This is a genomic window from Streptomyces sp. 4F14 (assembly GCF_048159485.1).
Lineage (GTDB): Bacteria > Actinomycetota > Actinomycetes > Streptomycetales > Streptomycetaceae > Streptomyces.
This window is the reverse complement of sequence record NZ_JBLRVY010000013.1, coordinates 119,576-138,999: the sequence shown is the minus strand read 5'-3', so window position 1 is coordinate 138,999 and position 19,424 is coordinate 119,576. Positions and strand designations below refer to the sequence as shown.

At 71.3% G+C, this 19,424-nt stretch carries 19 protein-coding genes; 9 read left to right on the top strand and 10 right to left on the bottom strand.

All coding sequences use genetic code 11. The features are described from left to right. Positions 1 to 37 precede the first annotated feature (37 nt). Genes ACLZOT_RS23565 through ACLZOT_RS23550 form a run of 4 tightly spaced genes read right to left on the bottom strand, consistent with a single transcriptional unit; the run spans position 38 to position 4,281 of the window. Positions 38 to 907, bottom strand: coding sequence for a sugar phosphate isomerase/epimerase family protein (locus ACLZOT_RS23565; RefSeq protein WP_416971016.1), 870 nt, complete (start codon positions 905 to 907; stop codon positions 38 to 40). Next, complete coding sequence (locus ACLZOT_RS23560) at positions 904 to 1,920, bottom strand: Gfo/Idh/MocA family oxidoreductase (RefSeq protein ID WP_416971015.1); 1,017 nt, start codon at positions 1,918 to 1,920, stop codon at positions 904 to 906. Before ACLZOT_RS23560 ends, ACLZOT_RS23565 begins: the two co-directional genes overlap by 4 nt. Positions 1,921 to 1,934: 14 nt before the next feature. Next, positions 1,935 to 3,341: a sugar porter family MFS transporter gene (locus ACLZOT_RS23555; RefSeq protein WP_416971014.1), complete on the bottom strand. Its 1,407-nt coding sequence runs from the start codon at positions 3,339 to 3,341 to the stop codon at positions 1,935 to 1,937. Further along, entirely contained in the window at positions 3,331 to 4,281 is a 951-nt protein-coding gene (locus ACLZOT_RS23550; RefSeq protein WP_416971013.1) for a TIM barrel protein, read from the bottom strand. Before ACLZOT_RS23550 ends, ACLZOT_RS23555 begins: the two co-directional genes overlap by 11 nt. 175 nt (positions 4,282 to 4,456) lie before the next feature. On the opposite strand from ACLZOT_RS23550, the gene ACLZOT_RS23545 reads away from it, so the two are divergent. Next, a complete protein-coding gene (locus ACLZOT_RS23545) occupies positions 4,457 to 5,449 on the top strand; it encodes a LacI family DNA-binding transcriptional regulator (RefSeq protein WP_416971134.1) in 993 nt (330 codons plus the stop codon). Positions 5,450 to 5,500: 51 nt separating this feature from the next. Here the strand turns inward: ACLZOT_RS23545 and ACLZOT_RS23540 are convergent, their stop codons facing one another. Then, positions 5,501 to 6,499 carry a substrate-binding domain-containing protein gene (locus ACLZOT_RS23540; RefSeq protein WP_416971012.1) on the bottom strand — a complete coding sequence of 333 codons (999 nt, stop codon included), beginning with the start codon at positions 6,497 to 6,499 and terminating at the stop codon, positions 5,501 to 5,503. Between the two features lie 240 nt (positions 6,500 to 6,739). On the opposite strand from ACLZOT_RS23540, the gene ACLZOT_RS23535 reads away from it, so the two are divergent. Continuing rightward, a complete protein-coding gene (locus tag ACLZOT_RS23535; RefSeq protein WP_416971011.1) occupies positions 6,740 to 7,303 on the top strand; it encodes an EF-hand domain-containing protein in 564 nt (187 codons plus the stop codon). A 7-nt stretch (positions 7,304 to 7,310) separates the two neighbouring features. Here the strand turns inward: ACLZOT_RS23535 and ACLZOT_RS23530 are convergent, their stop codons facing one another. Beyond that, a complete protein-coding gene (locus ACLZOT_RS23530) occupies positions 7,311 to 7,892 on the bottom strand; it encodes a hypothetical protein (protein WP_416971010.1) in 582 nt (193 codons plus the stop codon). Positions 7,893 to 8,106: 214 nt separating this feature from the next. Continuing rightward, positions 8,107 to 8,520: a MarR family winged helix-turn-helix transcriptional regulator gene (locus ACLZOT_RS23525; RefSeq protein ID WP_416971133.1), complete on the bottom strand. Its 414-nt coding sequence runs from the start codon at positions 8,518 to 8,520 to the stop codon at positions 8,107 to 8,109. A 274-nt stretch (positions 8,521 to 8,794) separates the two neighbouring features. On the opposite strand from ACLZOT_RS23525, the gene ACLZOT_RS23520 reads away from it, so the two are divergent. The 4 genes from ACLZOT_RS23520 (at position 8,795) to ACLZOT_RS23505 (ending at position 14,076) form a co-directional block, all read left to right on the top strand. Further along, positions 8,795 to 9,577, top strand: a complete 783-nt coding sequence (locus ACLZOT_RS23520) for a putative protein N(5)-glutamine methyltransferase (RefSeq protein WP_416971009.1) — start codon at positions 8,795 to 8,797, stop codon at positions 9,575 to 9,577. A 115-nt stretch (positions 9,578 to 9,692) separates the two neighbouring features. Beyond that, entirely contained in the window at positions 9,693 to 10,568 is an 876-nt protein-coding gene (locus ACLZOT_RS23515) for a hypothetical protein (protein WP_416971008.1), read from the top strand. 76 nt (positions 10,569 to 10,644) lie between these two features. After that, positions 10,645 to 11,004, top strand: coding sequence for a hypothetical protein (locus ACLZOT_RS23510; RefSeq protein WP_416971007.1), 360 nt, complete (start codon positions 10,645 to 10,647; stop codon positions 11,002 to 11,004). Between the two features lie 9 nt (positions 11,005 to 11,013). Further along, positions 11,014 to 14,076: an ATP-binding protein gene (locus tag ACLZOT_RS23505; RefSeq protein WP_416971006.1), complete on the top strand. Its 3,063-nt coding sequence runs from the start codon at positions 11,014 to 11,016 to the stop codon at positions 14,074 to 14,076. Here ACLZOT_RS23505 and ACLZOT_RS23500 read toward each other — a convergent pair. Together ACLZOT_RS23500 and ACLZOT_RS23495 are read right to left on the bottom strand one after the other, a co-directional pair. Continuing rightward, entirely contained in the window at positions 14,031 to 14,819 is a 789-nt protein-coding gene (locus tag ACLZOT_RS23500; protein ID WP_416971005.1) for an ABC transporter permease, read from the bottom strand. The two genes, ACLZOT_RS23505 and ACLZOT_RS23500, sit on opposite strands and share 46 nt — an antisense overlap. Further along, positions 14,816 to 15,820: an ATP-binding cassette domain-containing protein gene (locus tag ACLZOT_RS23495; RefSeq protein WP_416971004.1), complete on the bottom strand. Its 1,005-nt coding sequence runs from the start codon at positions 15,818 to 15,820 to the stop codon at positions 14,816 to 14,818. Before ACLZOT_RS23495 ends, ACLZOT_RS23500 begins: the two co-directional genes overlap by 4 nt. A 165-nt stretch (positions 15,821 to 15,985) precedes the next feature. On the opposite strand from ACLZOT_RS23495, the gene ACLZOT_RS23490 reads away from it, so the two are divergent. Then, a complete protein-coding gene (locus ACLZOT_RS23490) occupies positions 15,986 to 16,474 on the top strand; it encodes a MarR family winged helix-turn-helix transcriptional regulator (protein ID WP_416971003.1) in 489 nt (162 codons plus the stop codon). Positions 16,475 to 16,601: 127 nt separating this feature from the next. Here the strand turns inward: ACLZOT_RS23490 and ACLZOT_RS23485 are convergent, their stop codons facing one another. Continuing rightward, positions 16,602 to 17,147 carry a TetR/AcrR family transcriptional regulator gene (locus ACLZOT_RS23485; protein WP_416971002.1) on the bottom strand — a complete coding sequence of 182 codons (546 nt, stop codon included), beginning with the start codon at positions 17,145 to 17,147 and terminating at the stop codon, positions 16,602 to 16,604. Positions 17,148 to 17,296: 149 nt separating this feature from the next. Between ACLZOT_RS23485 and ACLZOT_RS23480 the strand changes: the two genes are divergently transcribed. Together ACLZOT_RS23480 and ACLZOT_RS23475 are read left to right on the top strand one after the other, a co-directional pair. Next, entirely contained in the window at positions 17,297 to 18,259 is a 963-nt protein-coding gene (locus ACLZOT_RS23480; protein ID WP_416971001.1) for a DMT family transporter, read from the top strand. 195 nt (positions 18,260 to 18,454) lie between these two features. Beyond that, the gene (locus ACLZOT_RS23475) at positions 18,455 to 19,423 is read left to right on the top strand and encodes a 2OG-Fe(II) oxygenase (protein ID WP_416971000.1); all 969 of its coding nucleotides are present in this window, start codon (positions 18,455 to 18,457) and stop codon (positions 19,421 to 19,423) included. Position 19,424: the final 1 nt, after the last annotated feature.

The window sequence follows — 19,424 nt, the reverse complement described above, 5'->3', positions numbered from 1 at the left end:
GAGTTGTGAGGCGCCCGGACGGGCGCCTCAGGTGTGGTCAGGCCGCGAGTTCCTTGCGTATCCGGTCCAGCATGAACGCCGAGGAGTCGTGCGCCCGTTCCTCCCACGCGAACACGCATGCCGTGGCCACGCCGTCGAAGTTCAGGTCGCGGAGGGTGGTGAAGAAGGCGGGCCAGTCGACCTCGCCCTGGCCGATGTCCAGGTGCTGGTGGATGCGGGCCGGGGTGCCGGGCGGGTTCATGATGTAGCGGAGGCCCGAGGAGCCTTTGTGGTTGAACGAGTCGGCTATGTGGACGTGTTGGAGCTTGTCACCGGCGTAACGCATCATCTGGGCGATGTCGGCGCCGGCTTCCGAAGCGCCGGACAGGTGGAAGGCGTGCGGGGCGCAGAACAGGTAGTTCACCCACGGTTCGTTGATCGCGCGGACCAGGTCCACCGCCGGGGCGTTCTCCTCGCAGAAATCGTCCGGGTGCGCCTCCAGGTTCAGAGCGATGCCTTCCCGCTCGAACAGGGGGAGCAGCTCCTCCAGCGACCGCCAGAACGCCGCCTCGCTCTCGGCGGCCCGCTCGGGACGGCCGTTGAACTCGCTGTTCATCAACGGGCATTCGAGCTCGGCCGTGATCTCGATCATCCGCTTCCAGTAGCGGACGGCGGCCTGCCGCTCGGCCTCGTCCGGCGACGACCACTTGTAGAGCGGCAGTACCGAGGAGAGCTGAACCCCGTGCGTGCGAAGGGAGTTCTTCAGTTCCGCGATCCGCTCGTCGTCCGCACGCGGATGCAGGAAGAACGGCATGAAGTCGTCACGCGGCGACAACTCGATGTACTCGTAGCCGAGTTCGGCCACCGTACGGACCATCGCGTCGATGGGCAGCGAACGGAACATGTACGGGTCGAGGGCGATCTTCACGCGGCACCTCCGTAGAAGGCGGGACGGGGCTTCAGGTCGGTGGCGACGACGGCGCCGGTGTTCAGGGCCTCGACGGTCGCCGAGGTGATGACGGTCGCGGCGTATCCGTCCCACGCGGACGGCCCCGTCGGCGCCGCACCGGAGGCGACCCCGGCGACCCACTCCCGGAACTCCGTGTCGAACGCGTCCCGGAACCGCTCGACCCAGTCGGTGAGCACGGCGGACGTACGCTGCCCGGCACCGCGCAGGGCCACCGAGGAGGGATCCGGCAGCCGCACGAGCCCCTCCTCGCCGACCGCCTCGCACTGGATGTCGTACCCGTACTGGCAGTTGACGAAGACCTCCAGGTCGATCCGCACCCCCTTGACGGTCTCGAACAGCATGATCTGCGGGTCCTTGAGATGCGCGGCCCGATGCCGGGTGGCGCGCGGGGTGACGACCTGCGCGGAGACGATCTCGTCGTCCAGCAGCCAGCGCAGGACGTCGACTTCGTGGACGGCCGTGTCGAGCGCGGCCATGTCGGAGGTGTACGAGTCGGGCACGCTCGGATTGCGGTGCGCGCAGTGCACGATGAGCGGCGTCCCGATCCGCCCGGCGTCGATGACCTCCTTCATCTGCCGGTACCCGGCGTCGTAGCGCCGCATGAACCCGACCTGCACGAGCCGCCGGCCATGAGCCTGTTCGGCCTCGACGATCCGCAGACAGTCCTCGGCGGTGGTGGCGAGCGGCTTCTCGCAGAACACGGGCTTCCCGGCGGCGACGGCGTCGAGGACGTGCTCGGCGTGGGTGGGCCCCCAGGAGGTGACGAGGACGGCGTCGACGTCGTCCGAGACGACCACGGAAGCACCGTCCGGCAGCACCCGCGCCCCCACGGGCCCGGCGGCCTCGGCGGCCCGCACCGCGTCGATGTCCGTGACGGCGGTGACCCGCGCCCCCGTCACCGTGTGCGTGAGCCGGCGGATGTGCTCCTTGCCGATCCACCCGGCGCCGATGACACCGATACGTACAGTCATTCCAACAGCTCCGATCAGGGTCGGGAGTAGCGGACGCGAAGCTCCGCCTCCAGCGTTTCGAGCGTGCGCCCCTTGGTCTCGGGGACGTACCGCTTCACGAACGCGAGCGAGAAGAAGCCCGCGACGACGAACAGGAAGAAGGTCGCGGAGACGCCGATCCCGTCGACGAGGGACGGGAAGACGAGCCCGATCGCGAAGTTGGTGAGCCACAGCACGACCGCCGCGACCCCCATCCCGAACCCGCGCATCCGCATGGGGAAGATCTCGGACAGCATCAGCCAGGTGACCGGCGAGATCGCCCCCTGCTGGAAGGCGAGGAAGGTGACGGTCATCGCGAGGACGGCGTACGCCCGCCCGTCCCCGGCGGGCAGCGTCAGCGAGAACACCCCGATGAGGAACAGCGCGACGATCGTGCCGACCTGCCCGGTCATCAGCATCGGCCGCCGAGGCACCCGCCCCAGCAGCCAGATCCCGACGAACGTCGCCAGCACGGAGATCACCCCGTTCGCGATGTTCGCGGTGAGCGCGCTGTCCGAGGCGAACCCGGCGTCGGTGAGGATCTGCGTCCCGTAGTACATGATCGTGTTGACGCCGGTGATCTGCTGCACGATCGCGATCCCGAACCCGACGACCATCAGCTTCCGCAGCCAGGGCGTGGACCTGACGTCCTGCCACCCGCCGATCTTCTGCTCGGCGTCCTTCGCGGCGAGCGCCGACACCTCGGCGAGTTCGCTCTCGGCCCGCTCCCGCGACCGGACTTGACGCAACACGTCCAGCGCTTCGGCGAACCGCGTCTGCGAGGCCAGCCACCGAGGGCTCTCCGGCATGACGAGCATCCCGAACCAGAGCACGACCGCCGGCAGCGTCGCGACGACCAGCATCCACCGCCACACGCCGCCCGACTCGCCCCCGACGTCCGCGATCACCGCGTTGGACGTGAACGCCAGCAACTGCCCGCTGACGATCATCAGTTCGTTCCGGGTGACCAGCGCCCCGCGCCGCTCGGCGGGCGAGATCTCCGCGAGGTACACCGGCACGGTCACCGACGCCCCGCCGACCGCGAGCCCCAGCACGAACCGGGCCACCACCATCGACGCCGTGCCCGGCGCGAGCGTCGCCCCGAGCGCGCCGACGAAGAACAGCACCGCGAGCGCCAGGATCGTACGGCGCCTGCCGCGCGCGTCGGACAGCCGCCCGCCCACGACCGCGCCCAGCGCCGCGCCGAGCAGCAGCGAACTGGTCACCATGCCCTCGGTGAACGGCGTCAGCCCGAGGTCGTCCTTCATGTACGGCAGGGCGCCGTTGATCACGCCCGTGTCGTAGCCGAAGAGGAGCCCGCCGAACGTGGCGACGAGGGTGACGACCCGCAGCCGCCGGGCGACGCCCGGCGAGGTCTCAACCGCCTTGGTCTCAACGGCCATCGGCGGGCCTCCGTGTCCCCGTGAGCCCGCAGCCGGCCAGGTGCTCGCGCGTTCCGACCGCGATCGGCAACGGCACCTCGGGCGCGCACGGGTACAGATCCTGCTCGACGATCACGAACAACTCGGCGTCCAGCTCGGCCAGTTCGGCGACGACATCGGCGGGATCCGGCACCCCGGCGGGCGGCGACACGCACACGCCCCGCTTGACGGCCTCCCCGAACGACAGCCCCTCGGCGGCGACCTGGGCCAGCACTCCGGGGTCCATCTGCTTGATGTGGACGTACCCGACCCGCTCCCCGAACCGCCGGATCAGATCGACGCTGTCGCCGCCGCCGTACGCGACGTGCCCGGTGTCCAGGCAGAGGTTCGTGTACCGGGAGTCGGACTCGTTGAGGAGCCGTTCGATCTCCGGCTGGGTCTGGAGGTGGCTGTCGGCGTGCGGGTGGACCACGAGGTGGACGTCGTACTCGTCGAGGAGGAGCTTCCCGAGGCGGTCGGCGGACTTGCCGAAGCCCGCCCACTGCTCGGCGGTCAGCTCGGTGGGCTCGGTGAACGTGCCCGTCCTCTCGTCCCGGTACATCGGGGGGATGAGGACGAGGTGGTGCGCGCCCACTGCCTCGGTCAGCGCGGCGACCTGGCGGACGTGCGCGAGGGTCTCGTCCCAGGCTTCCGGGCGGTGCAGCGCGCCGAACGCCGTACCGCCGGAGACCTGGAGGCCGCGCGCGTCCAGCTCCGCCCTCAGCTTCTGCGGATCGGTGGGGAGATAGCCGTACGGGCCGAGTTCGAGCCAGCGGTAGCCCGCCTCGGCCAGCTCGTCGAGGAAGCGGGGGTAGGGGACCTGGTGCTCGTCCTCGGGGAACCAGATGCCCCACGAGTCGGGGGCCGAGCCCAGGCAGAGGTTGCCCGCGGTGGCGCGGAGGGAGGCCGGCGCCTTTGCCATGACGTGTCCTTCCGATGGTGTGCGGCGCTCTACTAGAGCGCTCTATGCGAGGAGGATCGGTCCTGTGCGAATGTCATGTCAATAGGTCGTGACGAGGAGATGTCCCGGAGTTCCCCGCCCCACGTACAGTGGGCCGCGAAGGGTGGTGGACGTGACGGTGGGAAAGCGGCCGACGATGGAGGACGTCGCCGAGCGCGCGGGGGTCTCCCGGGCGCTCGTGTCGATCGTCTTCCGCAACCAGCCCGGCGCGAGCCAGGAGACCCGCGAACGGGTCCTGCGCGTCGCCGGGGAGATCGGGTACCGGCTCGACAGCGCGGCCCGCCTCCTCGCACGCGGGCGCAGCCGCACGATCGGCGTCCTCATCGCCGCCCACCAGCCCTTCCACGCCGACCTCATCGAGGGCATCTACCCCGAGGCCGAGCGCCTCGGGTACGACGTCCTGCTCTCCGCGACCGCGCGCGGACGCGGCGAGGACAAGGCCGTCGAGGCGCTCCTCGCGCACCGCTGCGAGGCCGTCATCCTCTTCGGCTCCGACGCCGAACCCGTCGACCTCGACGCGCTCGGCCGCCGGACCGTCGCCGTCTCCGTCGGGCGGCGCGTCCCCCACGCCCGCGTCGACAGCGTCCACACCGCCGAGGGCAAGGGGGTCCGGCTCGCCATGGACCACCTCGTCGAGCTGGGGCACCGCGACATCGTCCACATCGACGGCGGCAAGGGGCCCGGCTCCGCGGAACGCCGGCGCGCGTACCGGGCCGCCATGCGCCGGCACTCCCTCCAGCCCGAGGCCCGGATCATCCCCGGCGACCACACGGAACGCTCGGGCATCGAGGCGGGGCGGCTGCTGCTCGCCGAGCGCGACGAGGGGCGGGCGCTCCCCACGGCCGTCCTCGCGGGCAACGACCGGTGTGCGATGGGGCTGATGATGTCCTTCGCGCGGGGTGGGCTGGACATTCCGCGTGACGTCTCGATCGTCGGGTACGACGACAGTCACCTCTCCCATCTCATGCCGCTGGGTCTGACGACGGTCCGTCAGGACGCGCTGCTGCTCGCGGAGTACGCGGTGCGGTTCGCGGTGGAGCGGCTGGAGGACGAGCAACTGGAGCCCAGGGAAGCGGTGGTGGACCCCAAGCTGGTGGTACGGGGGACTACGGGGAAACCTCGGGGGTGAGGGGTCGGGGGCAACTCCCTTTATGTGCCCCGGCGTTCGGCCGACCTCCGGTCACCGCGTCCCCTTCGCCGCGAACCTCGCCACCGCGTCCACGTTCTCCTTCGTCACGAACGCGGGCCCCGTCAGGACCGGTGCCGTGCCGCCGCCGCTGACGTTGCCGTTGGTCTTGTACAGCCACAGCGCGTCGATGGCCAAGTAGCCCTGGAGGTACGGCTGTTGGTCCACCGCGAACTCCACGCTGCCCGCCTTGACCGCCGCGACCAACTCCTTGTTCAGGTCGAACGTCGCCACCTTCGCCCTGCTCCCGGCGTCCGCGACGGACTGGACGGCGGTGAGCGCGAACGGCGCCCCGAGCGTGACGACCTGGTCGATCGACGGGTCCCGGCGGAGCTTCGCGGTGATCGTCGCCTTCACGGACGGCATGTCGGTACCGGTGACGTAGATCTTCTCCGTCTTCCCCGCGAACCCCTTCTCCAGGCCGGCGCATCTGGACTCCAGCGCGACCTGCCCCTGTGACTGCACGACGCACAGGGCGTTCTTCGCGCCGAGTTCGTCGAGCCGCTTCCCGAACGCCTGGCCCGCGATCGTCTCGTCCTGCCCGAAGTACTCCAGCATGCCGAGGCCCTTCCAGACGTCCAGGCCGGAGTTGAAGCCGACGACCGGTATCCCGGCGGCCGTCGCCTTGGCGACCACCGCCTTCATCGCGTCCGGCTTCGCGGCGGTCAGGGCGATGCCGTCCACCTTCTGGTCGATCGCGTTCTGTACGAGGTTCGCCTGATTCCCGGCGACCGGGTCGCTCGCGTACACGAGGTCGACGTTGTCCTTCTCGGCGGCGGCCGAGGCGCCCTTGCGGATCAGGTCCCAGAACGTGTCCCCGGGATCCGCGTGCGTGATGAGGGCGACCTTCATCCGGGGCGTGCTCGCCTTCCCGGCCGAGGCCCCGGTGTCGTCGGTGTCCTGAGCCTTCTTCCCGCCGGACGTGCTGGAGCAGCCGGCGACGAGCAGTCCTGAGACGAGGAGTGCCGCGGTGATACGAGGGTGACGAACCATGTCCTGCACCTCACTGTGCGGATCTGGAGCGCGTTAGTGGAGCGCTCTAGTGCCAGGAACTATGGGGTTGGCCGAAAGGGATGTCAACAGATCCGGCATACGCCGACCGGGGGACCCGCGCGGACCTCTCGCACATCTGTCTCCCAGGGTGACGCGCCCCCGAGATCCGCGCGCGACCCCCGCCGGCCGGGCGATCCTGGCACCGCTCAACCACAACCCGCGCCGGACAAGAGGAGTTCGATGACCGACGACCTGCTCACCACCAAGATCGCCCGAGGCTTCGACCACCTCGACGCCGACGGCGACGGCCGCCTCACCGAGCAGGACCACATCCTGATGGGCCGGCGAGCCGCCCGGGCCCTCGGCCACGAGGAGGGATCCGCCGCCGAGAGCGTGATCGTCGACGCCTACGTCGGCATCTGGCGCGATGTCCACCAGCCGTCCGTCGGCGGCGCCGACGCGATCACCCGCGCAGACTTCATCACCGCGGTCCGCTCCCTCGCCGACGACCCGGACGCCGCCGCCGCGACGCTGGGCCGCCTGGCGGAGACGTTCTTCGAGATCGCCGACACCGACGGCAACGGCACCCTCGACCCTGACGAGTTCCACGCCTTCCAGAGCAGCCACTTCCCGGCCCTGGACCGCGCCCGGTGCGAGGAAGCCTTCGCCCACCTCGACCGCGACGGCAACGGCACCATCTCCCGTGAGGAGTTCACCGCGGCGAACCTGGAGTACTGGACGAGCAGCGACCCCGAGGCCCCCGGCAACTGGTGGACCGGCGCCCACCCCCTGCCCGGCAGGTGACCGTCCCTCACGACCGCAGCAGGTAGTGCAGGGTCAGCCGCCGCGCCCGCTCCGCGTCCAGGCCCAGCGCCACCCCGATCGCCTCCCACTGCGGCTCCTCGTCCTTCACCGAGTACGCCGCCTCACGGGCGACACCCCGGGTCACCCGCTCCAGCGCCCCCACCGCCCGCAGCGCGGCGACCGGCGCCTGGTCGGCGAGGGCGGCGAGCTGGACGTGGAGCTGGTCGATGGCCTCGGCGAGGTGATCGGGGACGGGTATCGTCCGCCGCTCGACGACGTCGATGTGCTCGCCCCACTCCTCGTACGCGCCCAGCACGTCGACGTCGGCGAGTTCGTCGTAGGTCATCCCGGCGCGGTCCACGGGACGCGCGGTGCCCCGCCAGCCGCACATGCAGGCCGCCCGGAACCCGGCGGCCAGCGGCCGGTTCAGCCGGCCGTCGTAGGCCCACCACTCGCGCGTCTCGACGATGCTCGCGGCGCTGGACCCGAAGTCGAGGTGGACGGGCCCGGGTTCGCTCCCGTCCGCGAGCACGGCCCCCGCGTACCCCCCGTGGGACTCCCCGAACTCCTCCTGCGTCCACAGGTCCATCTCCGCTCCCCTTCGCTGCCGACGGCCGGGCGCACGTTGCTGCGAGCATGCCCCACCCGCCCGCACGGCGAACGGCACTCCGCGCTACCGGCGCTCCTGCCCGGCCTCCCGCAGCGCGTCGAAGTGATGGGTACGGGTCGACAGCGCCACCGGAGTGTCGACCGCCCCGCAGCTCAAGTGCGCGAGTCGGGCGACGATGCCGCGCCGGACGGGGTCAGGGCATCGCAGGGTCGTCGGACCCGGAGGATTCGCCCGTCGCGTTGTACCGCACCAGATACGCGGCGAACCGCTCCAGATCCCCCGCCTCCCAGCCGTCGAGCCGCTCCCGGAACGCGTCGCGCCGGCTCTCGGTGACCTGCGCGAGGATCCGCCGCCCGGCGTCGGTCAGGTACAGGCCCTGCACCCGCAGGTCCGCGGGGTCGGGGCGCCGCTCGACGAGCCCGGCCCGCTCCAGCGCGGTGACCTGCCGGCTGATCGTCGACTTGTCGAGCCCGTAGTACGCGGCGAGATCGGTCGCCCGGCCCCCCTCGTCCTCCTCCAGATGCCCGAGCAGCGTGTACGACACGAGCGTCAGCTCGGGGTGCAGCCGCCCCGCGCTCGCCCGGGCCCGCCGGGCGAACGCCGTCATCTCCCGCTGGATGGTCTCCACGGCCTCCGAATCCACTGCCGGACCTCCCTCACAGCCTGTGGTTGCAGAGTACAACCGGATCCGGGAGGCGGGCCCGCCGAACCCTTGGGGTAGGGTGACGCCCGACCGCGACAGCCCCGGTCGCCCGAACCCCGAGGAGGTGGGACCCATCACCGCTGTGCCAGCACGGGTGCTCCCCCTCCGCCGCGCGGACCGCCGGTCCTAGTCGACCGTACGAGCGCCCTTCGCCGCCCCGAAAGGCCCTCGCCCCACCATGATCTCCCTGTCGTCAGCCCGCCCTGCCGTCGTCGCCGCCCTGCGCGCGGCCGGCTGCGTCTTCGCCGAGGACGAGGCGGAACTGATCCTCTCCGCCGCCCGCACCGAGGCCGAGCTCACCGCGCTGGTGGCCCGCCGGGCCGCCGGTGAACCCCTCGAAGTGGTCGTCGGCTGGGCCGAGTTCGCCGGTCTGCGGATAGCCGTGGCGCCCGGCGTCTTCGTCCCCCGCCGCCGCACCGAGTACCTCGTCGACCGCGCCCTCGCCACCGCCCCGCACGCCCGGACCGTCGTCGACCTGTGCTGCGGCTCCGGCGCGGTGGGCGCGGCCCTCGCGGCGGCCCTGAACCCGCCGCACCTGCACGCCGCCGACGTCGACGAGGCCGCCGTCGCCTGCGCCCGCACCAACCTCACCCCGTACGGCGGACACGTCCACCGGGGCGACCTGTACGCCGCGCTGCCGGACACCCTGCGCGGACACGTCGACATCCTCGCCGCGAACGTGCCGTACGTCCCCACCGGCGAGGTCGGCCTCCTGCCCGCCGAGGCCCGCGACCACGAACCCCTCGTCGCCCTCGACGGCGGCACCGACGGCCTCGACGTCCTGCGCCGCGTCGCCGCCGACGCCGCCCACTGGCTCGCCCCGGGCGGCTGCCTCCTCGTCGAGACCAGCGAACACCAGGCACCGGGCGCGCTGGAGGCGTTCGAGGCGGGCGGCCTCACACCGCGCCTGGAGTACGACGACGACCTGTACGCGCAGGTGGTCGTGGGCATTCGGCGGTAGGGCCGGAAAAGTCGTTCCCTGTTCCCCAACTCGCCCCCGTACATGGGCTGTACACGCCTCCCACCACCCGCCACACTGTTCCGCCGAACCCCTCCCTACCGAGGAGTAGGCCCTCATGCCTCTGCGCCCCACCCGGCTCCGCCGTGCCCGTGCCGCCCTGGTGACGCTCGCCACCGCCGCGGCCGTCGCGTTCTCGGCCGCGCCGCCCGCTTCGGCCGCCGACACCTGGACCGAGGCCGGCTCCGACCGCGCCGACCCGCTGACCGAGAGCCAGGGGCTCACGTCCGTGGAGGTGCCGGCGAACAGCCCCAACCGGTACACCGGGATCGGGACCATCCCGGTCGGCGTCAGCGTCCGGGGCTGGAACCACGTCGGGGACCCGGACGCCGCGTACGACGGGACGTACATCGAGCCCTACCAGCGGGACTCCGGCTCGAAGATGTTCCGCGTCCAGTCCCCGGGCGGCGCCTGGTCCGAGTACGTCCACACGCTCGCCCCCGGCGAGGCCATCAACAACTCGTGGGTCGCGATCTCCCCCGACGGGCAGTGGATGCTCGCCGGGGAGTGGGGCACGATGACCCGCTTCCTCGTCTTCCCCACCCCCGGCATCAACCCCGCCACCTCGCCGGGCACGAACCTCCCCTGGGTCACGACCGTCACCCTCGACCGCCCCGTCCGCGACGTCCAGGGCTGCGACTTCTCCGGCCCCACGACCCTCCTGTGCTCCTCGGACGACCCCGCGGGCACGCTCTTCGGCATGACCAAGCCCCTCCTCCAGGTCGACCTCGCGGCGAAGCCGAACGGCACGTCGAACGTCTCCGGCCGCGTCACCGCCCTGCGCCAGCTCCCCCTGCGCAGCGGCTGCTCCGGCAGCTTCGAGACGGAGGGCATCGACTACGACCGCCGCAGCGGAGTCCTGCGCGTGATCGTCATCTCGCCCGGCTTCTGCGTGCTCACGGACAGCAAGACCTACCGCTTCACCCGGAGCTAGCGAAACGCGGCGGTGGTTTCCTGGAGGTGTGGCGTGGTACGCGGGCCACTCCACACCATCCCAGGAGGTGATCACGATGCGTGAGGAATCCGTCTCCGTCGAGATCAGCGGCTGCCACCACGACGACGCCCGGATCGTGTTCGACACGCTCCGGGCCTGCTACGCGTCCGACCGCACCGCCGCCGACATCCCCGAGCGCCTGCACGAGACCCGCCCCGCCGTCTGGCTCGGCACCTTCGAGGTCGCCGAGACCCACACCTGCCCGCCCCCGTCCCGCCTCGCCGCGACCGTCGAGGCCGACGCGCAGGGCAGCTACTGGGCGATCGACCGCCTGCGCACCACCCTCGACTCCCTCTTCACGGTCCGCGACCTGACCACGTCCTCCGGCGACCAGGAACGCGAACTGCACGTCCGCCTCTCCAACCGGCCGGGCTAACCTGCCCGGGTGACCACCGAGCTGACCCTCCTGCCCCGCGTCGCCTGCCGGGGCCGGGAGATCACCGCACCCCGGCTGCGCGGCCTGCTCGCGCTGCTCGCCGAGGAGCCGGCCACCGGCTGCGGGACGGCCCGGATCGTCGAGGGCCTGTGGCCGGAGGAACTCCCGGAACACCCCGCGAAAGCCGTCCAGATCCTCGTCTCCCGGCTGCGGACGCAGATCGGCGCCGAGGCGGTCCTCAGCACGCCGACCGGCTACCGGCTCGCCTTCGCACCCGACCGGATCGACAGCTCCGCGCTCCTCCTGCACGAGGCCGCCGCCACCGCGTGCGCGCGCACCGGCGACCACACGGGCGCCCTCGCCCGCGCCGAGGCGGGCCTCGCCCTGTGGGAGGGCGCCGCCGAGGAGCCGCCGTACGACCCGCTGAGCGCCCTGCGCGCCGACCGCGCCCACGTTCGCCGGGCGCTGGCCCGCACGCGCGCGTTGGCGCTGGCCCGCCTCGGCCGCCGCGAGGAGGCCCTCGCCCCGCTCACCGACGTCGTCCGCGAGGCACCCAGGGACGAGGAGGCGCTCGCGGAACTCCTGCGCTGCGAGGGCGGCGCCGCCGCGCTCGGCCGGTACGACGCCTACCGGCGCGAGCTGCGCGACACGCTCGGCACCGACCCGGGGCCCGAACTGCGGTCCGTGCACGAGGAGTTGCTGAGCGCCGGCACGCCCCGCGTCCGGCACGGCGTCCCGTACGAACCCAACCCCCTGCTCGGCCGGGACGCCGACGTCGCCGCGGTCGCCGGGCTGCTGCGCACCACGCGGGTCGTCACCGTCGTAGGGACCGGCGGGCTCGGCAAGACGCGGCTCTCGCACGCCGTGAGCCATGCCGCGACGCAGCCGGTCGTGCACTTCGTGCCGCTCGCCGGGGTCGCCTCGGACGACGGGGTCGCGGCCGAGGTCGCCGCCACCGTCGGGGCCGGCCCGGCGGACGGCCTGATCACGACGCTCGGCGCCCGGCCCACGCTGCTGGTGCTGGACAACTGTGAACACGTCGTCACCGGCGTCGCCGACCTCGTGCGGAGCCTCGTCGCCCGGTTCAAGGAACTGCGGATCCTCGCCACCAGCCGCGCCCCCCTCGGCTTGACCTCGGAGTCCGTGTACGCGCTGCCGGAACTCGGCGCGAAGGACGCCGCCGAACTCTTCGTCCAGCGCGCCCGCGCCGCCCGCCCCGGCGTCGACCTGCCGCCCGACACCGTCGCCGAGATCTGCGCCCACCTCGACGGCCTCCCCCTCGCCGTCGAACTCGCCGCCGCCCGCGTCCGTGTGCTCTCCGTCGCCGACGTCTCCCGCCGCCTGCGCGACCGCTTCGCCCTGCTCTCCGGCGGCGCCCGCGACGCACCCGAACGCCACCGCACCCTGCGGGCCGTCGTCGACTGGAGCTGGAACCTCCTCGGCCCCGACGGCCGCGCCGCCCTGCGCGCCCTGTCCGTGTTCCCCGGCGGCTTCGACGTCACCGCCGCCGAACACCTCCTCGACACCACCGCCGACACCCTCGACCTGCTGGAACAGCTCACCGGACAGTCCCTCCTCAAGGTCGCCGACACCCCGCACGGCACCCGCTTCCGGATGCTGGAGACCCTCCGCGAGTTCGGCGCCGCCCGCCGCGCCGAGGCCGGCGAGGACGAGGCCGTCACCGGCCGGCTCCTCACCTGGGCCCGCGCCTTCGGCCGCGCCCACCACGACGTCCTCTTCGGCGCCGCCCCCATCCCCGCCTGGGACCTCGTCCGCGCCGAACAGGACAACCTCGCCCTCGCCCTGCGCCACGCCCTCGCCCGCTCCGACGGCGCCACCACCGCCGCCGTCACCGCCGTCCTCGGCTCCCTGTGGGCCACCGAGTCCCACTACGCCCGCCTCGCCGCCCTCATCGAGGAGACCGGCGGCCCCCTCTCCCACCACCACCCCGACGACCCCCGCGACATCGAGACCCTCCGCAGCGCCTGCGTCGTCTCCACCGGCACCCTCTTCATGGCCCACGGCCCGCACGCCGTACGCCAGTTGGCGACCCTGCGCCGCCTGCCGCCCGCCCCGCCGGACACCGTGCCCCGGGCCCTCGCCGTCGTCCTCGCCGCCGTACCGGACATCCACCCGCCCGCGTACGAGCGGCTCACCGAACTCTGCGAGGCGCCCGAGCCGATGCTCGCCGGGACCGCCTCCACCTTCGCCAGCTACGTCTGGGACGCCGCGCACGACACCCCGCGCGCCCTGCACCACGCCCGCCGGATGCTCGCCTCGCTCGACCCCGCCGGCAACCCCGCCCTGCGGATGCTCGCCCACGGCCGCATCAGCGAACTCTGCCTGCGCACCGAACGCGGCCAGGAGGCGTACGACCATCTGCGCGCCGCCCACGACACGCTCGGCGCGTACGGCAGCGGCCACAACGACTGGTCCGACCCCGTCGGCGTGCGCTGGGCGCTGACCCTCGCCTGCCTCCAGCTCGGCCGCGTCGACGAGGCCGAGTACTGGTACGGGCTCGCCGCCCTCGAACAACGCCCGGACAGCGCCGAGGCGTTCAGCTCCGACCTCGGCGCCCGCGCGGAGATCATGCTCGCGCGCGGGCGCGTCGAAGCGGGGCTGCGGCTGTGGCGGCGCTCCGCCGAGGACGTGCGGACCGTCGACGTGGGCGACCCCTTCATGACGAGATGGTCCCTGGAGGTCCGCGCGGGGGCGGTGGCCGCGCACGCCCTGCACGGGCGGGTCGATCAAGTCGGGGGGCTCGTCGAGGAGTTGCGGGAAGTGCTGCCGGGGCTCGCGCCGGGTTCCTCGGCCGGGGCGGTGCTCGTCGCCGTCGCGCTCGCGGGGCTCGCCGAGGGGGACGCCGGGGCGGTGCGGCTGGTCGCGCTGAGCGAACTGGTGCCGGTGGCACGGGACTTCCCCGCCCTGTCGGCGGCGCGGGCCCGGGAGGCCGCCGAGCGGGCCGACGCGGCGGGGTACGCGAAGGCCCGGGACGAGTACGGGGAGTTGGGGCGCGACGCCGTCCTTCAGTGCCTGGGTTCCCTCACGAACAGCGCCTTCGACCAGACGTAGCCCAGCACCGACAGGCCCACCGCCCAGCCGAGGGTCAGCAGCGCGTTCGTCGTACCGATGACCGTGCCCATCAGCAGGCCGCGCAGGGTCTCGATCGCCGGGGAGAACGGCTGGTACTCCGCGAACCAGCGGAACCAGCCCGGCATGTCGGCCACCGGGACGAACGCGCTCGACACCATCGGCAGCATCATCAGCGGCAGACCGAGGTTGCTCGCGCCCTCCGGGTTCGGGGAGGCCAGGCCGATGCCCACCGCGAACCAGATCAGGGCCAGGCTGAACAGGGCGAGCAGACCGGCCGCCGCGAGCCACTCCAGCGGCGTCGCGTCCGGGCGGAAGCCGATGCCCACGCCGATCAGGAGCAGGACGGCCAGCGCGAGGAGCGTCTGCAGGACGCTGCCGAGGACATGGCCCGTCAGCACCGACGCCCGGGAGATCGCCATCGTCCGGAACCTCGCCATGATGCCCTCCGTCATGTCCATCGACACCGCGACCGCCGTACCGAGGGCGGTGCCGCCGATCGTCATCAGGAGGATGCCGGGGACGATGTAGGCGACGTACGCGGAGCGGTCCGCCGGGCCGCCGGTGATGCCCGCGCTCATGACGTCGCCGAAGAGGTAGACGAACAGGAGCAGGAGGATGACGGGGGTGAGGAGGATGTTGAGGGTGAGAGAGGGGTAGCGGCGGGCGTGGAGGAGGTTGCGGCGAAGCATGGTGAGGTTGTCGCGCAGGGCGTGGGTAGTCATCGGACCTGCTCCTTGAGGGCGTTCGGGGCCGTCGGCTGTGCTGTCAGCGCGAAGAACACGTCGTCCAGGTCCGGGGTGTGCACGGAGAGTTCGTCCGCCTCGATGCCGGCCGAGTCCAGCCGGTCCAGGACCGCGCGCAGTTCCCGTTGGCTGCCGGTGCTCGGGATCTGGAGGGTGAGGGTGTCGTCGATGGGGGTCCCCCCGCGCGAGCGAAGCCGAGCGTGGGGGAGGGTCGTCTCGCGCAGGGCGGTCGCCGCGTGCTCGTACGCCGTAGGGTCCGTGAAGCGCAGGCGTACGTGGCCGCCCGGGACCAGGCGTTTCAGCTCCGCGGGGGTGCCCTCGGCGACGATCCGGCCGCCGTCCAACACCGCGATGCGGTCGGCGAGTTCGTCGGCCTCGTCCAGGTACTGGGTCGTGAGGAAGACGGTCGTACCGGCGGCGACCAGATCGCGGACGATGCCCCACATCGTGTGCCGGGAACGGGGGTCGAGGCCGGTCGTGGGTTCGTCGAGGAAGATGATGCGGGGGCCGCCGACCAGCGTCATCGCGAGGTCCAGACGCCGCCTCATGCCACCGGAGTACGTGGACGCGGGCTTCTTCGCGGCGTCCGCCAGCGCGAATCGCTCCAGGAGACCGGCGGCGACCCTGCGGCCCTCGTGCCTCGGCAGGTGGTTCAGGTCGGCCATCAGGAGCATGTTCTCCTCGCCGGTGATCAGCCCGTCCACCGCCGAGAACTGCCCGGTGACCCCGATCGCGGCCCGTACGGCGTGCGCCTGCGCCCGGAGGTCGTGGCCGCCGACCCGGGCGTGTCCGGCGTCCGCCGTCAGCAGGGTGGAGAGGATCCCGACGGCCGTCGTCTTGCCCGCGCCGTTGGGCCCCAGCAGGGAGAAGACCGTGCCCTGCGGCACCTCGAAGTCGATGCCGTCCAGCACGGTCCTGTCGCCGTACGCCTTGCGCAGGCCGTGCGCCTCGATGGCGAGCCGCTGTGGTGTCGTCGTCATGCGGCAGAGGATGCGGCGGGGCCGGTTCAGCGGGGTTTCAGGGCGGTTTCAGCCCGGCGGCCACGGACTGCAAGTGGTTGACGTGTCAAGAGGGTGGGTCGGGGGAAGGGTTCCGATGACGGACCGAATGGTCGGTGAAGTGTCAACTACGTTTACACTTCCCTTATGGAACAAGAGGTGCGGTGGTTGACGGCGGACGAGCAGCATGCGTGGCGTGCCTTCCTGCGCCTGCACGACCGGCTCCGGGGGCACCTGACCCGTCAGCTCCAGGCGGAGTCCAACGTGTCGGCCGCCGACTTCGGCGTGCTGGTCGAACTGACCGACCGGCCCGAGGGGCGCCAGCGCATCCTGGACCTCGCCCGCTCGCTGGAGTGGGAGAAGAGCCGGATGTCCCACCACATCGCGCGCATGGTCAAACGCGGGCTCGTGGTGCGCGACGAGTGCCTGGAGGACGGGCGCGGGGCGTTCGTCGTGATCACGGACGAGGGGCGGCGAATGATCGAGGCCGCGGCTCCCCGGCACGTGGAGGCGGTGCGCGCCCTGTTCCTCGACCATGTGACGCCGGCCGAGCTGCGGGTGCTGGCGGAGGTGTCGGAGCGGGTCGTCAGGAAGATCGACGAGGCACCGGAGTGCCCGACGGCTCTGCCGGAATGACGGCACGGGGGTTCGGCTGAAGCCCGAGGGTGTCCGGGTCGGCCGCACTGTCCCGTGCGGCACACCCATGACGTGATGGCTGACGTGACAACTAAAGCTTGCGGGAGCCACCCCCAGTGACCTGGGACTACCGGGCCAGGGCGTGCCCGATCAGGATCTCCGCCATCTGCTCCGCGCGCCGCGCCGCATCGTCCACCGACCGCATGGAGTTGGCGATGCAGGCGCCCTCGTGGAGGATCAGCAGCTGCGCGGCGAGGGTGTCGGGGCTCTCGGCCCCGGCCTCCGCCGCCAGGTCCTCCATGTAGGCCAGCATCCACGCCTTCTGTTCCCGGGCGATCTCCTGCCCGGGATGGTCCGCCGGCAGCTCGACGTGCGCGTTGACGAACGCGCAGCCCCGCGGATTGCGCTCACGCATCCAGCAGTGCAGGGCGCCGAACGTGGCGAGGAGCTTCTTCTCGGGGGGCCCGTCGCTCTCGTTGACGTACTTGACCAGGGTCGAGCGCCACAGCCCGTCGCGTGCTCGCAGGTAGGCCAGGATCAGGTCGTCCTTCGAGCCGAAGCGGTCGTAGAGCGTCTTCTTCGTGACGCCGGCCTCTTCCGCGATCGCCTCCACGCCGACCGCGCGGATCCCCCGTTCGTAGAAGAGCCGCGACGCGGTCTCCAGGATCCTCACGCCGGCAGGCGTCAGGTGCTGCACATCTCCGCGCCGGCCGGCCCGGGCTTGATTCTTGCTGAGGGCATCCACGTGTTGACGGTACACCGAACGGTATGGTTACGTCAGTTGCTATACCGGTCTGTATACCTCGCGGGAGTCTGATCGTCATGACTGGATTTCGCAGTGTCCTGCGAGGCGAGCCGGCGGTGGCGGCTCTGTTCGTCGTCCTGTGGAGCTCGGGATTCATCGGCGCCGGCCTGGGGACTGCGGTCTCCAGCGCCGTGACGATCCTGATGTGGCGGTTCATCGCCGTCGCGGCCGTGCTGTTGCTGCTCCAGTTCGTCGTCAAACGGCACCGGATGAGCCGCGGCGAGGTGGCGGTCCAGGCCCTGCTCGGCCTGTTCTCGCAGAGCATCTACCTCTTCAGCATGTTCGGCGCCGTGCAGCTCGGGGTCACCAGCGGGATCGTGTCGCTGATCGACGCCCTGCAGCCGGTGTGCGCGAGCGCTCTGGCGGGACTGCTGCTCAGCGAGCGCGCCTCCGGCAGGCAGTGGTGGGGGCTCGGTGTCGGACTCGTCGGTGTCGCGGTGGTGATCAGCGGCGATCTGGGGCTGCGTCCAGACGTACCGGCCTGGGCCTACCTGATCCCCTTCATCGGCATGGTGGCGCTGACCGTGGCCACGCTCATCGAGCGCAAGGTCGAGCCGCGGGCACCCCTGATGGACTCGCTGGCCGTCCAGTGCGCCGCGAGCGCGGGTTTCTTCACCCTAGTCGGCCTCGGTACCGGGCAGGCGGCGATGCCCACGGCCGGACAAGCCTGGCTGGCGATCGTCTGGCTGATCGCCCTGTCCACGCTGGGCGGCTACGGCCTGTACTGGATCATCCTGAAGAGCCACGGCGTCACCTACGTCAGCTCCCTCATCTATCTGACGGCGCCGGCCACCCTGATCTGGGGCTTCTTCATGTTCGGCGACGCCATCAGCTTTGTGAGCGGTATCGGTATCGCCGTCTGTCTGGGCGGCGTTGCCCTGGTGCATTCGGAGCGGATCCGGAGAGGCCCCGTCACCGAACCACCCCTCACCGAACCGGCCCGGGGCGACGAGGGGGAAATCCGCCGAGCCAAGGCGTAAGTGGGGGCGTCGCGCTCCGGAGCAGACATCCGTTTATGACCGTGGATACTTCGGCGTGCCTGGATTCGGCACGCTTCCCTTGTTAATTAGAGGTTACGCAAGTTGCGGCGGTTGACACCTGAAGGAAGGCGCCCCTACGGTGTAACCATACCGGTAGGTATACTTCGTCTTTCTTCCTTCGAGGAAGGAGAAGGAATGTCCCCCGAAGACCCTTCGAGCGGCGGTAAGAACGGAACTCTGGAACTCCCCAAGACCGCCACCGGATTCGATCAATTAGCCCACGCGATCCGCGCACGAAAACCGCGCTACGACGGAAAGATCCTGGCGGAACCCCGGTGGGACAGTGAATTGGTCCTACAGGATGTCCGGCATCCGACGGTCAAACTCCAGGAGTTCGGATACGACACCGCCGAACTCAACCGCGGATACGGAGTCATCGACGACACGGCCATGACGGGCCCCACACAGCTGCTCACCCCGGAAGGCGTGACCCGGCTGAAGGACGTGTGCGACAAGCTGGAGGCGTACGCCGGCAGCAGCGAGTTCATCGTCACCCGCCGGGTGCGCAGCGCGGATCTGATGTCGCCCTTCATCAACAACATGATCCGCGACCGCGCCTTCCTGCTGGCCTGCTCCCGCATGGTCGGTGTCCCGCTGATCCCGCACCCGCTGCGCACGCCGACGGTCCAGATCAACTACTTCGAGGGCCGGCGGACGGGCGACCGCGAGATAGCCAAATGGCATCGCGACGGGATGGACTACGTCTTCACCATCCAGCTAAACGACGCCGGTGAGTACGAGGGCGGCAGGTTCACGTACTTCAAGGGCCGCACCGACCAGTTCGACGGCGTCACCGAGGACGACCCCCGTATCGAGGAAGCGCGCTGCGACGAATTCGGTGCGGCGCTGTTCATCCACGGGAGCAATATCTTCCACGCGGTGACTCCGGTGACCGCGGGACGGCGGGTGACGTTCGTCCTGTCCCTGTTCTGCCCGTACTTCGCCAAGCAGGACTCCAACACGTTCTGGCATCTGGCGGGCGACGACGGAATCCTCGCCACCATCCCGAACTGGATGCGCCTGAAATGGCCCGCGCGGAGTCCCGCCATGGATTTCAGTCTGCGCGCCGGGAGCCCTGTCATCACCTGGTCCGATCTTCAGTAAC